Origin of the sequence: Microbulbifer sp. ALW1, assembly GCF_009903625.1 — a bacterium.
Classification (GTDB): domain Bacteria; phylum Pseudomonadota; class Gammaproteobacteria; order Pseudomonadales; family Cellvibrionaceae; genus Microbulbifer.
This window is the reverse complement of record NZ_CP047569.1, coordinates 3,108,955-3,130,048: the sequence shown is the minus strand read 5'-3', so window position 1 is coordinate 3,130,048 and position 21,094 is coordinate 3,108,955. Positions and strand designations below refer to the sequence as shown.

Genomic DNA, 21,094 nt, shown 5'->3' with positions numbered 1-21,094 from the left:
AAAATGAAGAACGCAAAATTTCAGAGAGCGCCGCTGGTACTGGCTATCGCCACGGCCTCAGCTTTTGCTCCGCAACTTTGGGCGCAAGAGATTGCCACCGACGAAATGGCGGCGCAGCAAGCGAAGCAATTAGAAGAAGTGATGGTGCAAGGTCGCCTGCAGGACTCTGCCGAGTCTCTGGTATTCGAACGCCTGGAAGAAGAAGTGGTCACAGATATTCTCGGTTCCGAAATGATCGGCCGGGTAGGGGACTCCAACGTGGCCGCCGCACTGCGTCGTGTGTCCGGTCTGTCCCTGGTGAACGATAAGTTTGTATACGTGCGCGGTCTTGGTGAGCGCTATTCAAGCACTACCCTGAACGGTGCTACTGTGCCGTCCCCGGATTTGACCCGCAACGTTGTGCCGCTGGACGTGTTTCCGACCTCAGTGGTGGATTCACTTGCGGTACAGAAAAGTTATTCGGCCGACAAGGCCGCTACCTTCGGTGGTGGTAACGTCGACATTCGTACGAAATCCATCCCCGATGATCTGACCTATTTCGTGGAGCTCGGTACCGGTAGCAACACTGAAACCAGTGGTGGTGTACTGAGCTATCAGGGTGGCGGTGACGACAACCTCGGAACTGACGATGGCACCCGCGCAATGCCAGAAGGCATTGCCTCTGCGCTGCAGCGCTTCAAGGGCGATATCAGTGTCGGCAACATCCGCAAAACACTGGTGCAGGAAGGTCAGCAGTTCGCCAGCGACGCCGAGGCGACTGCCGCTGCTCAGGCGCTGAACCGCGAATTGGCTCTGAACCTGAACCGCGATATCAGCATCGAGGAAGATACCGTTGACCCGCAGTACGATGCCAAGGGCGCGGTGGGCAATCGTTTCTACCTGAACGACAACTGGGAAATCGGTTTCCTGGCAGGTGCATCCTACAAGAGCCGCTGGAACGAAAGCACGCGCTTCGCGCGGGATTACGGCCAGCCGGAAGAGCAGATTGATACCAAGAAAGAATCTACCTACTCCGTAGATGCCAGCGGCAACTTGAATCTGGGTATCCGCTTTGCCGACGAGCACAGCATTTCTACCACCAGCCTGTTCCTTCGCAATACCGATGACGAGACTTCCATTCGGGATTACTTCGACGAAAACCGCCAGCTTTCCGATGGCCGCGGCAATCGTGAATACTCCCTGAAGTTTGAAGAGCGTGAAATGCGTGTAAACCAGGTCAATGGTGAGCACTCCATTGGCCCTGAAACCAAGGCGCTGATACCCGGTGGCCTGCTGAACTGGGCGCCGGAAGAGTTGACGGTCGACTGGTTCTACTCGGATGCGGTGGCGACCACGGATATTCCCAGTGAAGTGAATGTGTACGCCGATACGATTACCGACCCGAATACCGGGCACACTCGCAGCTCCAGTGTCAGTGTGGGTACCAAAAGTGCGGATTATCGTTTTACCGAACTGGAAGACAATGTCATCAACTACGGCTGGTCCGCGACTCTGCCGGTGGAATTTACGAGCTCCAGGCTCGAGCTGATTGGTGGTTTTGCCCGTACCGAGAAAGGTCGTACCTATAAACAGACTCAGCTGCGCCTCGACGCCTTTGATGTTGCCGATTCTTCATCCATGACCGGTGACCTCGGTGATGTATTTGGTGATGAAAATATTACCAATCCGGACAACAACTTCGTGTTCGACCGCGTGGGTGCCAATACCAACAAGCAAAGTTATATTGCGGCAACCCTCACCGAAGCAGCTTTCGGTAAGGTGGATTGGACTCTGAATGAAACCTGGCGCGCATCCGCTGGTGCCCGTTGGGAAGAGTACAATCAGGTCGCGCTCGACTGGAATCCCTACGGTTATACCGTCGACAATCCGCAGATTGCCACCGACGAAGAATCCCTCGCAGATGCAACTTACGTTGATGACGCTGTGTACCCGTCTTTGTCTTTGACGTATATGGGTGCTTTCTGGGCGGAAACCTTCCAGCTGCGCTTCGGTGCCAGTAAGACGGCTGTTCGTCCTGACCTGCGTGAAATTACCGACGCCATCTATATTGATCCCATCACCGATGAGCAGATCAAGGGTAATCCGAATGCGCGTCCTTCCGAGATTACCAACTTCGACATCCGTGCCGAGTGGTTCTTCGACGAGGGTGACAGCCTGACGCTTTCCGCCTACTACAAGGATATCGTTGACCCGATCGAATTCTTCGAAGCCGGTTCCAGTGATACCAACGTGGCTCGTGAAATCATCAATGCAGAATCTGGTGAAATCACCGGTATGGAAATCGAAGGCCTGAAAAACCTGGGCTTTATGGGATCCTTCATGGAGAGCTTTTTCCTGCAGGGTAACGTAACCGTTCAGGAAACCGAGCTGGTAGCCGGTATCGAAGCGGACGCGCCGACCAATCCGGTGCGTGAGATGACCGGTGCTTCCGAGTATGTGGTAAACGGCATGCTGGGCTTTGATTCTCCCGATGGCATGCACTCTGCAACCCTGGGTTACAACGTTTTCGGCGATCGCCTCTACCTGGCTGGTCGTAACGGTGCTCCGGATGCTTTCGAGAAACCGTTTCACTCGCTGGACCTGACTTACTCCTGGTACCCGACTCAGGAAATTACGGTCAAGGCCAAGATGCAGAACATTCTGGATGAGGCGATTGAAATTGAGCGCTCTGGCGTAATCGTGTTTGAAGAGAAGCCGGGGCAGACGTTTGCTCTGAGCGCGCAGTACCAGTTCTGATACGGCACGAAAACAAGATTCCTGGAAGCAAATAGCTAAACCAACACGGAATGCTTAATAAGCCGGACTCTAGCGATAGAGTCCGGCTTTTTTATTGGCGATAGCCGGGTACAAAAAAGGGCACCCTAGGGTGCCCTTAACACAAGCGACTGGATTACATATTGGGGTAGTTAGGACCGCCGCCGCCTTCCGGTGTGATCCAGACGATATTCTGGGTCGGATCCTTGATGTCACAGGTTTTACAGTGAACGCAGTTCTGCGCGTTGATCTGGAAGCGCTTGCTGTCGCCCTCATCGATGACTTCGTAGACGCCGGCAGGGCAGTAGCGCTGAGCCGGTTCATCGTAAATCGGCAGGTTGTGGTTCAGCGGAATATCCGCATCTTTCAGGGTCAGGTGGCAGGGCTGGTCTTCTTCGTGGTTGGTGTTGGAAATGAACACCGAAGACAGCTTATCAAAGCTCAAAACACCATCCGGTTTCGGATAGGCAATTTTTTTACAGTCCGCAGCCGGCTTCAGTTGTGCGTGGTCTGCTTTACTGTCGCTCAGGGTCCAGGGCAGTTTGCCCTTGAACAGGTTGATGTCGATAAACGCATAGGCGGAGCCAAAGATATTGCCCCACTTGTGCTGGGCAGGGCCGAAATTGCGCTGCATGTGCAGTTCTTTCCAGGCCCAGCTGTTTTTGTAGCGCTCGCTGTAATCGCTCAGCTCGTCGCTGCCGCGCTCCGCTTTCATTGCCTCGGCCACAGACTCCGCCGCCAGCATGCCGGACTTCATTGCCGTGTGGTTGCCCTTGATCTTGGCAAAGTTGAGGGTGCCGGCGTCATCGCCAATCAGCAGGCCACCGGGGAAGGTCATTTTGGGTTGCGACTGCAGGCCACCTTTGACAATGGCGCGTGCGCCGTAGGCCACACGCTGGCCGCCTTCCAGGTACTGCTTGATTACCGGGTGGTGCTTGTAGCGCTGGAATTCGTCAAACGGGCTGACATGGGGGTTGCTGTAAGAAAGATCGGTGATCAGGCCTACGACAACCTGGTCGTCTTCGAGGTGGTACAGGAAGCCACCGCCCGCGCTACCGGATTCATCCAGTGGCCAGCCGGCGGTGTGTACCACCAGGCCCTGCTTGTGCTTGGCGCTGTCAACTTTCCAGATTTCTTTGATGCCGATGCCGTAGTGCTGTGGGTCGCGGTCAGCATCCAGGGAGAATTTGGCGATCAGTTGCTTGCCCAGGTGGCCGCGACAGCCTTCGGCAAACAGGGTGTATTTGGCGTGGAGCTCCATGCCAGGCATATAGGAGTCTTTCTGTTCACCGTTGATGCCGACGCCCATATCGCCAGTGGCGATACCCTTTACGGAGCCGTCTTCGTTATAGAGGACTTCGGCAGCGGCAAAACCGGGGAAAATCTCAACACCCAGGTTTTCTGCCTGCTCGGCAAGCCAGCGGCACAGGTTGCCCAGGCTGATGATGTAGTTGCCCTCATTGTGCATGGTGCTGGGAACCAGCATGTTCGGGACTTTGAGTGCCTTTTCCGGGCCGCGCAGGACGTAGATGTCGTCACCGTTGACCGCGGTTTCCAGTGGGGCGCCGCGCTCTTTCCAGTCGGGGAAGAGTTCGTTCAGGGCGGTGGGTTCGAACACGGCACCTGAAAGAATATGCGCGCCCACTTCGGAGCCTTTCTCCACCACGCAGACGGAAATGTCTTCGTTGATCTGGCGCAGCTTGATCGCAGCGGCAAGTCCGGCAGGGCCCGCACCGACGATGACTACGTCGTATTCCATTGACTCGCGTTCCACAGGTCACTCCTCAGCATGTCTAATTATTCAGCCGCCGAATTATGGCAGGCAATTTATAAGCTGGCGCATTATATCGGTGAACAGCCGGGCCTACCAATTGCAGGAGTTTTCATTTCTGCTGGCAAAAGCGGCGTAATTGCACGTTTTTTGCGGTTCGGAATAGGGCGGATTTATGGCCTGAAATTGATCCTGTGAATGGCTGCTAGGCTTACTATTCAACTATTGATTTTGAATTGTGAAAGGGCCAACATACACGCCGCTCAAACAACTGTTTGAACTTGAGGCTGGCTCACAGGTGCCTGAATTTGCTCGCTCGTGGCGGGTTTGGCAGGGCCGCCATAGGACTCGGCCGGGAGGCTGCCCGAGTTACCCATGTTGTGCCCCAGTCGTTTTGGCTGCCGGGTCGCAACTTCTAAGTAGACTACTGAGACGGGATTTTCATGAAAGTTCTTGTAGCTGTGAAACGCGTTGTCGATTACAACGTGAAAGTTCGCCCGAAGGCGGACGGTTCGGATGTGGACATTGCCAATGTAAAGATGTCCATCAACCCCTTTTGTGAGATCGCTGTTGAAGAAGCGGTACGCTTGAAAGAGAAGGGTGTGGTCAGCGAGATCATCGCTGTTTCCATGGGGCCCAAACAGTGTCAGGAACAGATTCGTACTGCTCTCGCACTGGGTGCCGATCGCGGCATCCAGGTGGAAACTGACGCGGAGCTGCAGCCGCTGGCAGTCGCCAAGTGCCTGAAAGCCATCGTTGAGAAGGAAGAGCCTCAGCTGGTTATCCTGGGCAAGCAGTCCATCGACGGCGACAACAACCAGACTGGCCAGATGCTGGCAGCGCTGACTGGCATGGGTCAGGGCACTTTTGCGTCCGAAGTCAACGTCGAAGAGGGTTCGGTGAAAGTGACCCGCGAAATCGACGGCGGCCTGCAGACCGTTGAGCTCAAGCTGCCTGCAGTGGTAACTACCGATCTGCGCCTGAATGAGCCGCGTTATGCCTCTCTCCCCAACATCATGAAGGCGAAGAAGAAGCCTCTGGATGTGACCAACCCGGACGAACTGGGTGTGGACATCGCCCCGCGCACCAAAACCCTGAAAGTTGAGCCGCCGGCAGAGCGCCAGGCAGGCATCAAGGTTGCCGACGTAGCGGAACTGGTGGAAAAACTGAAAAGCGAGGCGAAAGTAATCTGATGAGCATTCTTGTAATTGCAGAGCACGACAACGCCGAGCTGAAGGGCGCAACCCTGAATACAGTCGCAGCGGCCAAAGCCATCGGTGGTGATATCGATGTACTGGTTGCCGGCAGCGGCTGTGGTGCCGCTGGTGAAGCAGCGGCCAAAGTAGAAGGCGTTAGCAAGGTTTTGGTGGCTGATAACGCCGCTTATGAGCACCAGCTGGCAGAAAATGTCGCCAAGCTGGTCGCCGATCTGGGCAAAAACTACAGCCACGTGCTGGCCCCGGCAACCACTACCGGCAAGAATATGTTGCCGCGCGCAGCTGCGCTGCTGGATGTTCAGCCTATTTCCGACATCATTGCGGTGGAAGGTCCTGATACGTTCAAGCGTCCTATTTATGCAGGCAACGTGATTGCTACCGTGCAGAGCTCTGACGCCATCAAAGTGGCATCTGTGCGTACCACGGCTTTTGACCCGGTGGCAGCAGAAGGTGGAAGCGCAACCGTTGAAACCGTGGACCTGGTGGATGACGCGGGTGTTTCCAAGTTTGTCGGTGAAGAGCTGGCCGTGTCCGACCGTCCGGAGCTGACCGCTGCTCGTGTCGTCATCTCTGGTGGCCGCGGCATGCAGAACGGCGAAAACTTTGAGCTGCTGAACAAGGTGGCTGACAAGCTGGGTGCTGCGGTTGGCGCCTCCCGCGCAGCGGTAGACGCCGGTTTTGTGCCCAACGATATGCAGGTTGGTCAGACCGGCAAAATCGTCGCACCGGACCTCTATATTGCAGTGGGTATTTCCGGCGCCATTCAGCACCTGGCGGGTATGAAGGACTCCAAGGTGATTGTGGCCATCAACAAAGATGAAGAGGCGCCGATCTTTTCGGTGGCTGATTACGGCCTGGTCGCCGATTTGTTTGATGCGGTGCCAGAGTTGGAAACCAAACTGTAATAGTTGGTTCATATACTCTCATCAGGAAAGGGCGGCGAAAGCCGCCTTTTTCTTTGGTGGCAGCTTCACAATCCGCGGTTTCATTGGTATTAACTTATTAGATGCAGGGGATTGATTGGCTGATTTTTGGTCTTTACGCCCCATAACATTGCCTTTCGGGAGGCAAGCCTAGAGAATAGGCGCCAAATTATAGAAACAAGCTGTCTGTGGTACAGCCGAGACGGGTTTAGTCATGTCTTTGGTAAAGCGCACAATTTCATCTGCTCTGCAGGCCCCTGGGGCTGCGGGTAGCAGCACCGCACGGCATAGTCTTTTCGCCACCCTTGCGGTTGTTGGTGGTTGGCTGGCGGTCAATCTGATGGCATACGGGCATCTGGTAATGCCCTCAGAGTCAGGTAACGGGCTACTGGTTGAGCGCAATGCGCGGCCTGTAAGTGCGAATTCCGCCGAGTCTTTGCCCGCTACGGCATTTTTTGGTGTCGCAGAAGTGAAGAGTGAGGCGGAGCCGGAACTGGATCTGGCCAATATTCCCATTACCCAGCTGAATCTGGTGCTGTCCGGTGTGCTGAGTAGCAGCCTGAATGACCATGCCAGCGCCCTGGTCGCTGAGCGGGGTAAGCCTGCAGAACGTTTTTACGTAGGACAGTCACTGCCTGGCGGCGCTGAGGTCTATTCTGTCGAGGTCGACCATATTATCCTACGCCGTAATGGTCAGATGGAGAAATTGACCTACCCCGATGCCGATGGGCGTCCGACCGTTCCCAAACAGTACGCTAACTACGCGCGCGAGGCTGCCAAGGTGATCAGTGCCAATGCAACCAGCGACCGCGCGGATCGACAGCAATCCATCAAGGAGCGCCTGGAGCAACTGCGTGAAATGGCCCGTGAGCGCCAAGGGGGGCGGGACACTCGCTAAAGTAGGCAATGGCTGTTTTTTGGGTAGCAGCTGTTTTTGAAGACCAATAACTTACTGAACACATAAGAATCAGAGTCAGAATTATAATGATGAGCTTGTTTCACCGACGGCTAGTTGCAGTCGCCTTGGGTTTTTTGTTGTCGTTTTCGGTACTGGCTCAGTCTCCCGTGGAAAGGGTAACCCTTTCACTGGATAACGCCGATATCCGTGACCTAATCAATTGGGCTGCGGACTTCACCGGCAAAAACATCATTGTTCACCCCAACGTCAAGGGCAAGGTGACCGTCGTTGCCGGTGACCCCATGACCCATGAGCAGGCGTTCGACGTGTTTATGTCGGTGCTGCAGGTGAACGGTTTCAGTCTGGTGGAGCAGGGGGATGCCTGGAAAGTGGTCCCGGATGCCCTTGCGAAACAGCAGGCAATCCCCGTTGTTGACGAGAAGACCCGTGCACCCGGCGAAGCGCTGGTGGTGCGTACGGTAAAGGTCGAAAACATCTCCGCGGCACAGCTGATCGCAATGCTGCGTCCGCTGATTCCTCAAACCGGCCACCTGGCTGCCTACGCCGACACCAATACCCTGATTGTGGCGGATCGCTCGGCAAACATTGAGCAGATCGTACGCCTGATCAAGCAACTCGACCGTGCGGGTGCCATTGATATCGAGTTGGTTCCGCTGGAATTTGCCTCTGCGAAAGAGGTCAAGCAGGTCATCAATGAGTTACTTCAGGGCGGCGGTAAACAGGCGGGCAACGATGTACAGCCGCTACGCATCGCCGTGGATGAACGCTCCAACAGTATTCTGCTGACCGGTGACCCGGTAACCCGCACCCAGCTCAAAAAAGTGATTCAGCGCCTTGATCAGCCGTTGACCGGTGAGGGTAATACCGCCGTGGTTTACGTGCAGTACGCCAGTGCTGCCGACTTAAAGCCTATTCTTGAGGGGATGAGCGGCAGTATCCAGAAAACCGAAAAAGATCAGCAGGTCGCGGATGTCGAAGTCAGCATCCAGGTTAACGAAGAACTGAATGCACTGGTATTGACCGCGCCGCCCTCGCTGCTGGATACCATGAAAGGCGTCATTGCCAAGCTCGATGTGCGCCGTGCGCAGGTCCTGATTGAGGCCATCATCGTTGAAGTGACCGAAGGCACCGGCAACAAGCTCGGGGTCAAGTGGATTGCCGGTAACGATGACGATGTTTTCGCGGGCTTCCAGAACGATTTTGCGGAAACCCCGATTATTGATGCCGACGGCAATGTGCTGTCCGAGGTCAATCCGTTCTCGCTGGATCCGGCGAATCTGGTCCGCCAGGGCCTGAACCTCGGTTTCCTCAGTGGCACGGATGTGCGTGTTGCGATCAATGCGCTGGCGAATGAAAACAACGCGAATATCCTCTCTACGCCAACCATCATGGCCCTGGACAATGAAGAGGCCGAGATTCTGGTTGGTCAGAACGTGCCCTTCATTACCGGTGAACAATTGTTGTCCGGTAGTAACAACGATCCTTTCACCACCATCCAGCGGCAGGACGTGGGCACCACCCTCAAGGTGATTCCCCGGGTCAATAACAACAATTCCGTCACTCTGGAAATTGAGCAGAAGGTTGAAAACGTGCTGCCGGTTGCCAGCTCCGCAGCCTCGGATATTGTGACCAGCAAGCGCGAAATTCGCACCAAGGTACTGATCGATGACGGCGCCATTCTGGTATTGGGTGGCCTGATCGAAGACAAGGTGACGGAAATCAACGAAAAAGTCCCCTTGCTCGGTGACATCCCGGGTATTGGCCGTTTGTTCCGCAACTCCGACAAGTCGGTGGATAAGACCAACCTGATGGTATTCCTGCGTCCGAAAATTCTGAGCACTCAGATTGCGGGCTACGAAGAAACCCGTCGCCGTTACCGCGCGATGCAGGAGCGTCAGCTCAGATTGCGCGACAATACCAGTAACATCTGGGACTGGAATCGCGGTGAAATCCTGCCGGATCTACTGCCGCCGCCCGCCAGTGCGCAACAACAGGAAGAGACTCTTCCGCTGGAGCCTGAGGCGGTCAAGTGATGACAGAGGTCACGCTCAAGCGACTGCCTTACGCCTTTGCCAAGCGCCACCAGGTATTGCTGGCAGAGGTGGATGGCACCCCGGTATGCCAGTACGTGGCGCCACTGAATCCCACTGTGCTCGCAGAAGTTCAGCGCCTGTGTGAATTGCCGCTCGGGATCGCAGCGGTAGACGCCGACGATTTCCAGCAGTCGTTGCAGCGGCAATACGAAAACCGCGAAGGCGGTAATCTTTCCGACGTGGAAGGGTTGGGGGACGATCTGGATCTGGCTGCCGTCGCCGATTCACTGCCGGAAACAGAAGACCTGCTGGAGCAAGAGGACGATGCGCCTATCGTCCGTCTGATCAACGCCATTTTTGCCGAATCCCTCAAGCAGGGCGCTTCGGATATCCATATTGAAACCTTTGAAAAGCGCCTGGTCGTACGCTTCCGAGTGGATGGCGTACTGCGGGAAGTGCTGCAGCCGCGCCGTGCACTGGCACCGCTACTGGTGTCGCGGATCAAGGTAATGGCGAAAATGGACATCGCGGAGAAGCGGGTCCCCCAGGACGGCCGTATTTCCCTGCTGATGGGTGGCCGCGAGGTGGATGTGCGTGTTTCTACCATGCCATCGTCTGCCGGAGAGCGGGTGGTCATGCGTCTGCTGGACAAGCAGGCGGGCAAGATGGATATGCGCCAGCTGGGGATGGCAGAGCGGGATCTGCGGGTCATTACTGAGCTTCTCGGGCGGCCCCACGGAATCTTGCTGGTTACGGGCCCTACCGGTTCCGGTAAAACCACCACCTTGTACGCGGGCCTCTCCAGCATCAATAACCGCGAAAAGAACATTCTCACCGTGGAAGACCCGGTGGAATACAACCTGGAGGGCGTTGGCCAGACCCAGGTGAATACCAAAGCGGACATGACCTTTGCCCGCGGTTTGCGTGCCATTTTGCGCCAGGATCCCGATGTGGTGATGGTCGGTGAGATTCGCGACCTGGAAACCATGCAGATTGCCATTCAGGCGAGTTTGACCGGTCACCTGGTGCTTTCCACCCTGCACACCAATACCGCGTTGGGCGCGGTTACCCGACTGGTGGATATGGGGATTGAGCCCTTCCTGCTGTCTTCGAGCATTATCGGCGTACTGGCGCAGCGACTGGTGCGGGTGCTGTGCCCTGATTGTCGCCAGCCACACGAAGCGGACGCGTTCGAGCGCAAGATGCTTGGGCTGGAAGAGGGCGCACCGGGTACCATCTACGGCCCAGGCGGCTGTGACAAATGCAACCACAGCGGTTATCTCGGTCGTGTGGGTATCTATGAATTAGTGCCAGTGAATGAGAAGCTACGGCAAATGATGCATGACCGCGCCTCTGAGAGCGCGCTGGTTCAAGAGGCCCGCAAGCTGGGGCCCAGCATCCGCGACGATGGCATGGCCAAAGTACTGGCCGGAATCACTTCACTGGAAGAAGTACTGCGGGTAACCCAGGAGTCCTGAGATGGGTGCTTTCGAGTACACCGCCCTCAACAGCGGCGGCCGCAAAAATCGTGGCACGCTGGAAGCCGACAGTGCCAAAGCCGCGCGCCAGCAGTTGCGCGCCAAAGGGCTGATTCCCCTGGAAGTGAGCGCGGCTGTAGAAACCGCAGCTGCGGGCGGCCCGAGCCTGCTCTCTGGTAGTCCGGGACTGGGCATCAAGCCGCTGGCCCTTCTTACCCGTCAGATTGCCACCCTGTTACGGGCCGGCATCCCCCTGGAAGAAACCCTCAGTGCGATAGCCAACCAGTCGCGCAATCAGAAGGTGCGGCGTATCGTGCTGGCTGTGCGCGCCAAGGTGCTGGAAGGCCACAGTTTCGCCCAGGCCTTGGGGAGCTTTCCGCGGGCGTTTCCCAAGCTTTATCGCGCCACGGTGGAGGCGGGGGAGCACTCCGGCCATCTGGATGAGGTGCTTGAGCGCCTTGGCGATTACACCGAGAGCCAGCAGCAGTTTCGGCAGAAGGTTCAGCTGGCCCTGATATACCCGCTGGTTTTGGTGGTGATCTGTGTGCTGGTGGTTACCGGCCTGATGGTCTACGTCGTTCCAGACGTCATCGAAGTCTTTACCGGAACTGGCCAGCAGTTGCCGCTTGCCACCCGAATTCTGGTTTCCCTCAGTGATTTCATTTCCGCCTGGGGCTGGCTGATTCCACCGGTCCTAGTACTGCTGGTGGTTGGCTGGATGCTGTTATTGCGCCGTGACGGTTTCCGTTACCGCTACCATCACCGACTGCTGGAGATGCCGGTGATTGGCTGGCTGGTTAGGGGCGGTCAGAGCGCGCGCTACGTGGGCACGCTGGCGATCCTGACGGGCAGCAGTGTGCCGTTAGTGCAGGCCATGGGGATTGCCAGTGGCGTAATGAGCAACGACTATCTGAAAGCGCGGCTTCAGGTTGCGCAGAAATTCGTGCGGGAGGGCGGCAGCCTTCGCCGCGCCCTGGAGGATGTGGAATATTTTCCCCCAATGATGATCTATATGATCGCCAGTGGTGAATCTTCCGGCACGCTCGATCAGATGCTGGTGCGGGCAGCGGAAAATCAGGAGCAGGACTTGCAGGGGGCGGTGACTGCCTTCGTGAGTCTGTTTGAGCCCATCATGCTACTGGTCATGGCGGCTATCGTGCTGTTTATTGTGATGGCCATCATGATGCCGATCATGAATATGAACCAGTTGGTTGGTTGATAAATTGTTCAGCACGGTCAATTAGTGGACAATGTTTTACGTTTGAACTCGCGAGGTGAGGAATGAAAAATCTGCGCAAGAGTCAGGGGTTTACCCTGATTGAAATCATGGTTGTGATCGTGATTCTTGGCGTGCTGGGCGCCATGGTGGTTCCGAGTATTCTCGGTAAGACCGGCGAAGCCCGCATTAAAGCGGCCAAGTCCGACCTGCGGACCATTGAAACGGCACTGGACATGTATCGCATGGACAACTTTGTCTATCCCAGCTCCGAGCAGGGGCTGCAGGCACTGGTGACCAAGCCTTCCGGTTTCCCGGAAGCCAAAAACTGGAACGAACCCTACCTGAAGCGTGAAGCCAAGGATCCCTGGGGTAACCTCTACCAGTACATCAGCCCGGGCAGCGCTGGCGCTTACGACCTGTTCAGCCTCGGTGCGGATGGCAAGCCCGGTGGCGAAGGCGAAGCCGCCGACCTGTTTGCCTCAGAACTCTGAGGCTGACGGGAAGCCTCATGCGCGTCACAGCCCGCCGCCAACGGGGATTTACCCTGATCGAACTGCTGGTGGTGATGGTGATCATCGCCTCGCTGGCGGGTATGGCGACGCTTTCCCTGGGAAATACGGACACCCGTCATTGGACTGGGGAAGTTCAGCGGCTCGGCAATCTTTTGCAGTTGGTTGCCGATCGCGCGTTGATCGATAAGGCGCACTACGGAGTTGTTTTTGAGGAAAACAGCTATCAGGTCGTGCGTTATGACACATCGACGATGAAATGGCAGCCGATTGATTTTTCGGCGACCCCGAATGCCGCCAATGCGCGACGCTTCAGCGTCCACGAGCTGCCCGTGAATATGCGGCTCGAAATCCTCTCGCAAACCGAACTTCCCGGTGCCAACAGCAAAGATACGACGTTCGGCGGCAGTCGTAAGGAAAGTAAGGTTGGCAAGAAGGGCAAGGATGACGAAGTACTTCCCCAGTTTGCCGCGCTTTCCAGCGGTGAAGTATTGCCGGTGGAAATTGCCTTATTCCTTTTGAAAAGCGGCGATATCGGCCGTGGCGCCATCATTTCCTACAGTACTTTGCATGGCATGGAGCTCGAGTGGGATGCCGATGATTACTGAGTCAGCAGTCCCCGGCGCTCGTGGCCAGCGCGGCTTCACCCTGGTTGAGGTGATGGTCGCCCTGGTCATTTTCGGGGTAATTGCCGCCAGTGTCCTCAAAACCCTACAGGACAGCGTGCGCCAGCAGACGGCACTGGAAGAGCGCCTCACGGCCAACTGGGTGGCCCAGCAGGCGCTTGCGGAAATTCGCTTGCGCACTGATTGGCCGCCCCTGGGCAAAAAAAACGAGAAGGTTCTGCTGGCCGAGCGCGAGTGGCAAGTCTCGGCGGAAGTCAAAAGCACCAGCGAACCGCGCATGCGGCATATCATCGTGCAGGTTGGTTGGCCTGAAAAACCGCCAATACTGACCATCGACTCCTGGGTAGCGCAATCCATAGCCGCTGCGTCCAGTTCCAGCTCCGGAGGTACGGGGCCGTGAAGCAACAAGTGCGAAAGTCACCACTGCGCCCGTCTCAGGGCTTTACCCTGATTGAAGTCATCGTTGTACTGGTGATCGTTTCTATCATCGGTATCGGTTCCTACTCCCTACTGGAAACATTTTTCACCACAGACCGGGTGCTGACAGCACGCGCGGATGAACTGCGCCGCCTGTCGATGGCCATGTACCGGTTGGATGACGACCTGCGCCAGCTAACGGTTCGCCCAATCAAAAACGGTTATAGCGGCTACGAGCCGGCCTTTCAGGGGGTCAGTAATGAATTTGAATTTACACGTCTTGGCGCCGCCAATCTGACCGGGGAGCCCCGCGGTAACCTGCAGCGTTTGCATTACGGCATTGGCTACCCGGAGGAAGAGGAGCGGGAACGCTACCAGCCGGAAGTCGACGATGACACAGCATTGTTGCTGCGCAGTCGCTGGCGAATTCTGGACCGCGGTCCAGATTCAGAGCCAGTAGCGGAACCCATTCTCGACGGCGTTATGGATCTCAGCCTGCGCTATTTTGATCGGGATACCGAGGCGTGGCTGTCGCAGTGGCCTCCGGCGTCATCCATGACGACGCCCGGCGCCGTGGATTTACGCTTGCCGAAAGCGATCGAGGTCAGGCTGGTCACCAGAACCGGGGGTGAAATGCTCCGCGTTTTTCAGCTCCCCGAATATACCGTGGTCGCAGGTACCGGGTCGGGAGGCTCTGGTGGCGGCAGCGGCAGGGACGATGACGAACAGGCGGGCGACGACAACGGGGATTCCGGTGGCAGTGACGCTGGAGGCGGAGACTCAAGTGGCGACTCGCGTGATGACTCGGGCCGAGAGAATGACGGATCTGGCGATGGCAGCGGCCGCGACGGTGAGGGCAGGCAATGAGTCCCTTAGGCCTGAAGCGCCAGCGCGGTGTCGCGCTGATTACGGTACTGCTGGTGATGGTCATTGCTATCGCCGCGGTCACCCATGCGGTGACCCGCAATCGCCTGGCCATTTCCCGTACCAGTGCCATCCTGGCCAATACCCAGTTGGCGGAGTTCGTTCACGGCGCTGAGGCCTGGGCGATCATCGCTTTGGAGAAGGATTTCGAAGAGGATCGCACTGCTGGTACTGCCAGCGATAACCTGCTGGAACCCTGGGCGCAGCGACTTACCGAATTCAATCCGGATAACGGTAAGATCCGCATACAAATCAAAGACTTACAGTCCTGTTTTAATGTAAATAATTTAACCCTCGGTCGAGCTTCGGGATCTGCGGCCAAAGGTACCGGCGACGCCGCGGTGCTACAGCGATTGGTGCGCAATCTTGGTGCCCGCGCGGACCTTGCACTCGCGATTGAAGACTGGCTCGATCCTGGCGATACACCCCTGGCATCGGGCACAGAAGATACGGGTTATCTCGGCCTGGAGCTGGCTTACCGTACCCCGGATACTTTCATTACTGACGAATCTGAATTGAGTGCCGTACAGGGTATTGAACCTGAAGAATGGCAGTTGATTGCGCCGGAGCTATGCGCGCTGCCCGAATCGGGAACCAAGGTCAACGTGAATACGGCTTCCGAGCAGCTGCTCGCGGCCATGTTCCCGTCGGCGAATATCCCGGGGTTAATCAACCAGCGAGAGTCTGGAACTGTATTTACCCAGATGGCAGACCTGAGTGCTTTCAGTATCACTGGTGGGGGAGAACTGGATTTCAACAGCGCGTATTATGTTGCGCATATCGCGGTGCAGCTGGGCCTGGAGCATCGGCAATACTGGGAGTCGGTTCTGAAGCTCGACACCACCACCGGCAGTGTAAAAGTTATACAGCGCCAAAGGCGCGAATTTTCCGGGCAGTTTTTGCAGGAATTACTGGGGGAATAATTGAGCCAGGAACTGAAATTATTGCGGCTGCGAGAGGCTGGTAGCGGGTCACTCGATGGCGAACATGCAGTGGCGCCCAACGGCGTTGTCGTACAGTGCTGGACCGAGAACGGGTGGCAAACAGTTTCCGTCGATGACCAGTTTCGTCGCGCCTTTGCGGCGGAGAGTGGCGAGCAGCAGGGCTACACCCTGGACACTGCCGACCAGCGGGGCACTCCGTTGGATCCGTCAGCGAGCGATGTGACTGCTGAAGCCCTGACGTTTGACGAAGGGCAGAGAGCCCTGATTCTGCTGCCGGGTGGCTGGGTCTGGAATGGGCTTGAAACAGTGCCGCGTGCGGCGCGCCGGCAAAGTAGCGCCGTTGGTTATATGGTGGAAGAGCAGCTCGCGGAAGATGTGGAAGACCTGCATTTTGTCTGCGAGCCGGTCCTTGGCGACCTCTGCAGTGTCATGGCCGTTGCCTCGGACAAGCTCGGTGCCCTTAAAAGCCAGATCGAGCGCCTCCAGTGGCCAGTGATTGCGGCTATTCCCGAATACCGATTACTCGCAATGTCAGCGACTCCCGGCCAGTCGGCACTCTGGCTGGAGCGTGATCGCGCGCATTTCTGGCAGGCGGCGGGCCGAGGCCTCACGGTAAACCGGCCGCTGGCAGGCGTTGTGGCCGAAAGCCTGTTTGCCCCAGAGGACACCGGCGACGACGCCGAGCCAATAGCGGCAGCGAGTGAGGGAGAGGCTCCCAGCCTGCGTCTGCTGGGTGAGCCGACGGATCTTGAGTTGGCGACATTCCAGCAATTGGGCAGCGTGGATTGCGTTACCGGAGACCCGATTGCAGGACTACTGAAGGCCGTACCCTCGCAAGTGCCAGGCAATTTGCTCAGCGGTGAATACCAGGTGTCGCTGCATAGCGCTCAGGGTCCCTGGTGGAAAAAGCCGGCAATCGCCGTGGCTGCCTGCTTTGCGCTCCAGTTACTGTTTTTTCTGGGGGCTGGGACCTATTACACCCTGCAGGCCAACAAGGCGGACGACACGGCGCGTAACCTGTTCACCGAAATTTTCCCCGGGGATACCCCGAGTGCGGACTTGCGGCGCCAGGTTACCGGTTATCTCAATCAAGCCTCCGGTGGTGGTGGTGAGTTTGCCGGTCAATTGCAGCAGTTGAGTAAGGTCTGGAGTACCGGTAAACCGGGGGATCTCAAACTGCAGTCCCTTCGTTTTGATGGCAATCGCGGCGAGCTGGTATTGCAGCTGAGGGCGGCCAATCTTGGTCAGCTAGACGAAGTGGTCGGTAAACTCAGCAGCAGCCAGTACAAGGCCGAGCTATTGGCGGCGAACGAACTGGAAGAGGGTGTATCCGGGCGTATCCGGTTGAAATAAATGATGAAAGCAGGATCGACAGTTGCCTTGCCAGGCATCGACAATAACAGTGCCAAGCCAATAACCAATATGAAGCAGACAATTGAACAATGGCGCCAAAAGTGGGCTGCGCTACCTCCCAATGACCAGCGGGCCCTGGGGCTGCTCGGGTTGTTCCTGGGGGTAATGATCATTGTGTTTGGACTATTCAAGCCCACCCAGTCTTTTTTTGAGACGGCCCGTAGTGAAGCGGAGCAGTCCCGTGAGTTGGTCAGCTGGATAGAGAAACAGAGGCCACAGTTGGAGCGTATCCAGCGTTCCAGTGGCGGCCAGTCCCAGGCGCAAGGCACCTTGTTGCAGAGGGTCACAGCGGCTGCCAACAATCATCAAGTCACCATCAAGCGCTTTGAGCCGGAGGGTAGTGGTCGTATCCGTCTCTGGATCGATGAGGTCCGCTACCAGGATCTGCAGCCCTGGTTGAACACGCTCCTGCAGCAGCGTTTTGTCATTCGCACGGTCAGTGTGGACGCACTGGGCGAAGAGGGCATGGTTTCCGTCCGGCTGACCCTGGAGCGCTAATTTTTAGTGCTGACCTCCGCAACCTACGAGTGATAGCGCTGCCATAAAAAAGGGTGGCGCTACATCGTGCTACCGAGCCTCGCTGATGTGGGGCGAGGTTCCCTCGACTTTCAAGCTTTCACATATTCTGGACCCAAAAGTGATCTAGCATTCTACTTTTCGGGCTGCTTCTCTCAGAATTTTGACAAATCTTTCGGTTTTGTCGTTTTATTTGCGTGCGGGTTCGACCGACTCATCCTGTCTGCGCTCTCCCCTGGACCGATAAATTCCCTCAGGAATGGCGCTGTTTCTCTCTATACTTTTAGCGATCAAATAGTTAGCTAGAGAGAAAACAGGGGCTGATAATGTTGTTAAGAGATTCCGGATCCAAGCACCTGATTGAGGTTGCCGATATCGTCACTCTCGCGAACCCTTACGAGCTTACGGTGGTGGGGCGTTACCTCTGGGGCGAGGAGGTGCAGGACCCCGAGGTGTTCGATAAATCCAGTTTGCAATTCCTGTCCGGGGAGTCCCTGCCCAGGTGCTGGCACGACAGTCGCTACCGGGACCGCGAAGTACGTCGGATCAAATGCGGCACACGTATCAATGACAGTGACTATTATCAGGGTGCCTAGTATCAGGGTGCCTAGCTGTCGCTAGGCCATCACTGGCGCTATTTTGTCCTGATTCGTCCACCCTTGGAGATCAAGCCCAGCACGGGCGAATGATGTCTTATCTGGCTCGCCTACTATTCGCCGCCGTTGATCCGGCAAACGGCAGCGCTAACTCGTGGTTTCGTACCAATACCTCCTATACAATACGCGCCAATTTTTCATCGGCCCTCAGGGCGGGGTTATCGGGTGTTTTCCCGGTAAGCGTTGGGCAGTATCCGGTTCGCGGTCTGCTGCTATGCGTCCCCCATCTGCTGGGCTTCTGGGAACCAACTGCGGAAATGTTGTGCCATGAGCTTTGAGCTGTTTGAAGAGTATTCTTTATTCTTCGGTATCGGTGGTCTGATTCTTTTCATGATGTTTATTGTTTGGAATCTGGCCAAAGAGTCCAAAGCTGGTCGGTTCGGTACTTTCATTCTGTTTACCGCCCTTGGGCTAGGCTTGCTGGGCTTTGTGATCAAAACCGTACTGGTTGAGGTCATGGGGTTGGGTCAGTAAAACCGTTGCGGCTCCTTCCAAATTGGGATGCCAATTTCGAACACATGGAGCATTCGCCGGATTCGTCTTATGCCGTTATTTGATCACCCCGAGCTGAAAGTACAGAAAGATCGCCGGGTCTGTCGCAATACCGATACCCGTATTGCCAAGTACAGTCGCCGCGGGATGCTGTTTTCGCTGGTTGCCTTTGCCGTCGCGGTAGCCATCGGCGAATTACGTACCAATTCGCCAAAGCTGATACTGGTACTGGCCATCGGCCTCGTACTGGTAACCCTGATTCGAGGCTATTACGTATTCCGTTTCGAGCAAATCTACGCCACGGGCCCCAAGCGCTGGCGGCATCGCTATTTTCTTGCGTCGACTATTGGTGCCATCTGGTGGGGCGCCATATTGCTGAGCCATGCTTTCCTGCTGGGCTTTTCTCCGGCTACGCAATTTCTCTGGCTTTACACTGTTGTTTTTTGCGCCAGTATTGCGTCCGTTTTTTCCCCTTATCACCGTTTTCTTACCTGGTTTCTGGCTGGCTCACTGGTGCCCGCTGCGCTTCAGGGCTTCCTGTCTACCGACATCATCGGTGCTATCTACGGTGCACTGACCCTGGCGTTTGTCTGGTTGATGGCACACCAGGCGCGACGGGAATCCGAAAATTACTGGGACCGGGTGGCGGCGATGCAGGCGCTACAGCAGAAAGCCAGCAATCTGGCCGCCGCGCGCAAGCATTCGGAAGCGGCCGTGGAAGTCACCAATGAATTTCTGGCCAATGTAGGCCAGGAGTTTCGCAGCCAGCTGTCCGATTCCCTCGGTGCACTGGCGTTGCTGGAAGGCGATCGCCTGTCGGAGCGCCAACGCGAGTGGATCAAGCTGGCCAAAAATGCCAGCAATCAGCAGTTAAAGCTGGTCGATAACGTGGGAATGTTCACCCGCGTTGCCCGCAAAGATATCCAATTGCGCCGCGCCCCCTTTAACCTTGTCCGCACCATGGAGAAGGCGTTCAAGTTCGCTGCGCGCACGGCTCAGCGCCAGCGCCTGGAGTTCAACTTCCAGATCAGTGAAGACTTGCCGGTTATGGTCACGGGCGATAACCGCAAGACCGCACAGTTGATCCGCAACCTGGTGGACTCCGCCACCATCATTGCCCAGACCGGTGAGCTCTGGGGTGAAGCTACGTTCGAGCAGATCAGTAGCGATGAAGGGCAATTGACGCTCAAGCTGCTGGATAATGGTCGCGGTGAAATCCTTCCGGATGAGTCCGAACTCTTTGGCGCTTTCTCCAGAATGAACACGACGCAGGTAACTACTGGTCTCAGCCTGAATATCGCCAAGGGGCTGGCCGAGGCCATGGGTGGATATCTGCAGTTACATTCGTCGGATGACGGTAACCGCTATCAGGCGGTGATCAAATTTGAGATAGAGCCCAATCAGCGGGTTTACCTAAACCCGGATCGACGGCTGCAGGATACCGATGTATTACTGCTGCACCAGAAAGGGCTATTCGTAAATGGCATTGCTCAGATGCTGCAGTCATTCGCGATGAACGTCACTTGCAAGCACTGGGATGACGGCAGCACCGAGCCCGCGGACGAGCTGATGCAGGCGGTGGATCGTGGGCAGCTGGTTATTCTGGCGCCGGCGATGGGGGATTCCCGCCTCATCGGGGGGGTGACTCAGGTAATCACATCGTCTCGAGCCGACCCGGTGAAGTTCCCGTTATTGTGTCTCGGTGGTTATGGTCACAAACTGGAATTTGCGGCATTGGCGGCAGCTGAGCCAGAAGCACAGTATTTGCCTCGACCGGTCACCCGTAAGGAATTTCACGATGCGCTGGTATTGCGCCTCTTCGGCGGACTCAAGAAAACCAACCGCCGTGTCGTGTGTGCGAATGCGGAAATCAACCGCAAGCGAAAGCTGTTGTTGATCGAGGAGTCTCGTCAGCATCAAGGGGTCACTGAAGAGATGTTGCAGACCCTCGGGTATCAAGTAGAAGTCGTGCCTTCGATAGAATCAGCACTGGCATTGATGCCGGATAGCAACTATGACCTGCTGTTGGTCGACTGCCAGCAGAACACCGCGCACAGTGCTGAAATTATCGAACAGTTGCGCCTTTGGGAGAGTGAGTATTCTCCGGATGACCGCCTGCCGATCATTGCCCTGACCAGCACCACTGAGGAGCAGTTTGAGGGGCGTTGTCTGGCGGCGGGGATGGATGACTTCCTGACCAAGCCTCTCAGCAAGGACAGTCTGTCGGAAGCCCTGGAGCGTTGGCTGGGTGAGTAACCAGGAATAAGTCCGGTTCAGAGGTTC

General features: G+C 56.4%; 19 protein-coding genes. 18 read left to right on the top strand and 1 reads right to left on the bottom strand.

Annotation, left to right across the window (positions count from 1 at the left end):
- Window positions 1-3 precede the first annotated feature (3 nt).
- Window positions 4-2,736 (top strand): TonB-dependent receptor domain-containing protein, encoded by a 2,733-nt coding sequence (locus tag GRX76_RS13040; protein ID WP_160153717.1) that lies wholly within the window; start codon window positions 4-6, stop codon window positions 2,734-2,736.
- Window positions 2,737-2,890: 154 nt separating this feature from the next.
- Here the strand turns inward: GRX76_RS13040 and GRX76_RS13035 are convergent, their stop codons facing one another.
- Window positions 2,891-4,513, bottom strand: a complete 1,623-nt coding sequence (locus GRX76_RS13035) for an electron transfer flavoprotein-ubiquinone oxidoreductase (RefSeq protein ID WP_201276996.1) — start codon at window positions 4,511-4,513, stop codon at window positions 2,891-2,893.
- Window positions 4,514-4,543: 30 nt separating this feature from the next.
- Here GRX76_RS13035 and GRX76_RS13030 point away from each other — a divergent pair, with 30 nt between their 5' ends.
- The 17 genes from GRX76_RS13030 to GRX76_RS12950 all read left to right on the top strand — a co-directional run bounded on the left by GRX76_RS13030 (window position 4,544) and on the right by GRX76_RS12950 (window position 21,067).
- Window positions 4,544-4,723 carry a hypothetical protein gene (locus GRX76_RS13030; protein ID WP_160153715.1) on the top strand — a complete coding sequence of 60 codons (180 nt, stop codon included), beginning with the start codon at window positions 4,544-4,546 and terminating at the stop codon, window positions 4,721-4,723.
- A 245-nt stretch (window positions 4,724-4,968) separates the two neighbouring features.
- Window positions 4,969-5,718, top strand: a complete 750-nt coding sequence (locus GRX76_RS13025) for an electron transfer flavoprotein subunit beta/FixA family protein (protein ID WP_160153714.1) — start codon at window positions 4,969-4,971, stop codon at window positions 5,716-5,718.
- Window positions 5,718-6,647, top strand: coding sequence for an FAD-binding protein (locus GRX76_RS13020; protein WP_160153713.1), 930 nt, complete (start codon window positions 5,718-5,720; stop codon window positions 6,645-6,647). The genes GRX76_RS13025 and GRX76_RS13020 overlap by 1 nt, the downstream gene beginning before the upstream one ends.
- 232 nt (window positions 6,648-6,879) lie before the next feature.
- A complete protein-coding gene (locus GRX76_RS13015; RefSeq protein ID WP_160153712.1) occupies window positions 6,880-7,563 on the top strand; it encodes a type II secretion system protein N in 684 nt (227 codons plus the stop codon).
- A 167-nt stretch (window positions 7,564-7,730) separates the two neighbouring features.
- Window positions 7,731-9,617 carry a type II secretion system secretin GspD gene (gspD, locus tag GRX76_RS13010; protein ID WP_236250358.1) on the top strand — a complete coding sequence of 629 codons (1,887 nt, stop codon included), beginning with the start codon at window positions 7,731-7,733 and terminating at the stop codon, window positions 9,615-9,617.
- Window positions 9,617-11,095, top strand: a complete 1,479-nt coding sequence (gspE, locus tag GRX76_RS13005; RefSeq protein ID WP_160153710.1) for a type II secretion system ATPase GspE — start codon at window positions 9,617-9,619, stop codon at window positions 11,093-11,095. The genes gspD and gspE overlap by 1 nt, the downstream gene beginning before the upstream one ends.
- Window position 11,096: 1 nt before the next feature.
- The gene (gene gspF / locus GRX76_RS13000; protein ID WP_160153709.1) at window positions 11,097-12,314 is read left to right on the top strand and encodes a type II secretion system inner membrane protein GspF; all 1,218 of its coding nucleotides are present in this window, start codon (window positions 11,097-11,099) and stop codon (window positions 12,312-12,314) included.
- A 62-nt stretch (window positions 12,315-12,376) separates the two neighbouring features.
- Window positions 12,377-12,805: a type II secretion system major pseudopilin GspG gene (gene gspG, locus GRX76_RS12995; protein ID WP_160153708.1), complete on the top strand. Its 429-nt coding sequence runs from the start codon at window positions 12,377-12,379 to the stop codon at window positions 12,803-12,805.
- 17 nt (window positions 12,806-12,822) lie between these two features.
- Window positions 12,823-13,431 carry a type II secretion system protein gene (locus GRX76_RS12990; RefSeq protein ID WP_160153707.1) on the top strand — a complete coding sequence of 203 codons (609 nt, stop codon included), beginning with the start codon at window positions 12,823-12,825 and terminating at the stop codon, window positions 13,429-13,431.
- Window positions 13,415-13,849, top strand: a complete 435-nt coding sequence (gene gspI / locus GRX76_RS12985) for a type II secretion system minor pseudopilin GspI (RefSeq protein ID WP_160153706.1) — start codon at window positions 13,415-13,417, stop codon at window positions 13,847-13,849. Before GRX76_RS12990 ends, gspI begins: the two co-directional genes overlap by 17 nt.
- Window positions 13,846-14,733 (top strand): type II secretion system minor pseudopilin GspJ, encoded by an 888-nt coding sequence (gene gspJ, locus GRX76_RS12980; RefSeq protein ID WP_160153705.1) that lies wholly within the window; start codon window positions 13,846-13,848, stop codon window positions 14,731-14,733. The genes gspI and gspJ overlap by 4 nt, the downstream gene beginning before the upstream one ends.
- Window positions 14,730-15,713 (top strand): type II secretion system minor pseudopilin GspK, encoded by a 984-nt coding sequence (gene gspK / locus GRX76_RS12975; protein WP_160153704.1) that lies wholly within the window; start codon window positions 14,730-14,732, stop codon window positions 15,711-15,713. Before gspJ ends, gspK begins: the two co-directional genes overlap by 4 nt.
- Window positions 15,714-17,087, top strand: coding sequence for a type II secretion system protein GspL (gene gspL / locus GRX76_RS12970; protein WP_160153703.1), 1,374 nt, complete (start codon window positions 15,714-15,716; stop codon window positions 17,085-17,087).
- Complete coding sequence (gspM, locus tag GRX76_RS12965) at window positions 17,088-17,645, top strand: type II secretion system protein GspM (protein ID WP_236250357.1); 558 nt, start codon at window positions 17,088-17,090, stop codon at window positions 17,643-17,645. It begins immediately after the preceding gene.
- A gap of 344 nt (window positions 17,646-17,989) precedes the next feature.
- A complete protein-coding gene (locus GRX76_RS12960; protein WP_160153702.1) occupies window positions 17,990-18,259 on the top strand; it encodes an acetyltransferase in 270 nt (89 codons plus the stop codon).
- Between the two features lie 327 nt (window positions 18,260-18,586).
- The gene (locus GRX76_RS12955) at window positions 18,587-18,793 is read left to right on the top strand and encodes a DUF2788 domain-containing protein (protein WP_160153701.1); all 207 of its coding nucleotides are present in this window, start codon (window positions 18,587-18,589) and stop codon (window positions 18,791-18,793) included.
- A gap of 69 nt (window positions 18,794-18,862) precedes the next feature.
- Window positions 18,863-21,067: a hybrid sensor histidine kinase/response regulator gene (locus tag GRX76_RS12950; protein ID WP_160153700.1), complete on the top strand. Its 2,205-nt coding sequence runs from the start codon at window positions 18,863-18,865 to the stop codon at window positions 21,065-21,067.
- Window positions 21,068-21,094: the final 27 nt, after the last annotated feature.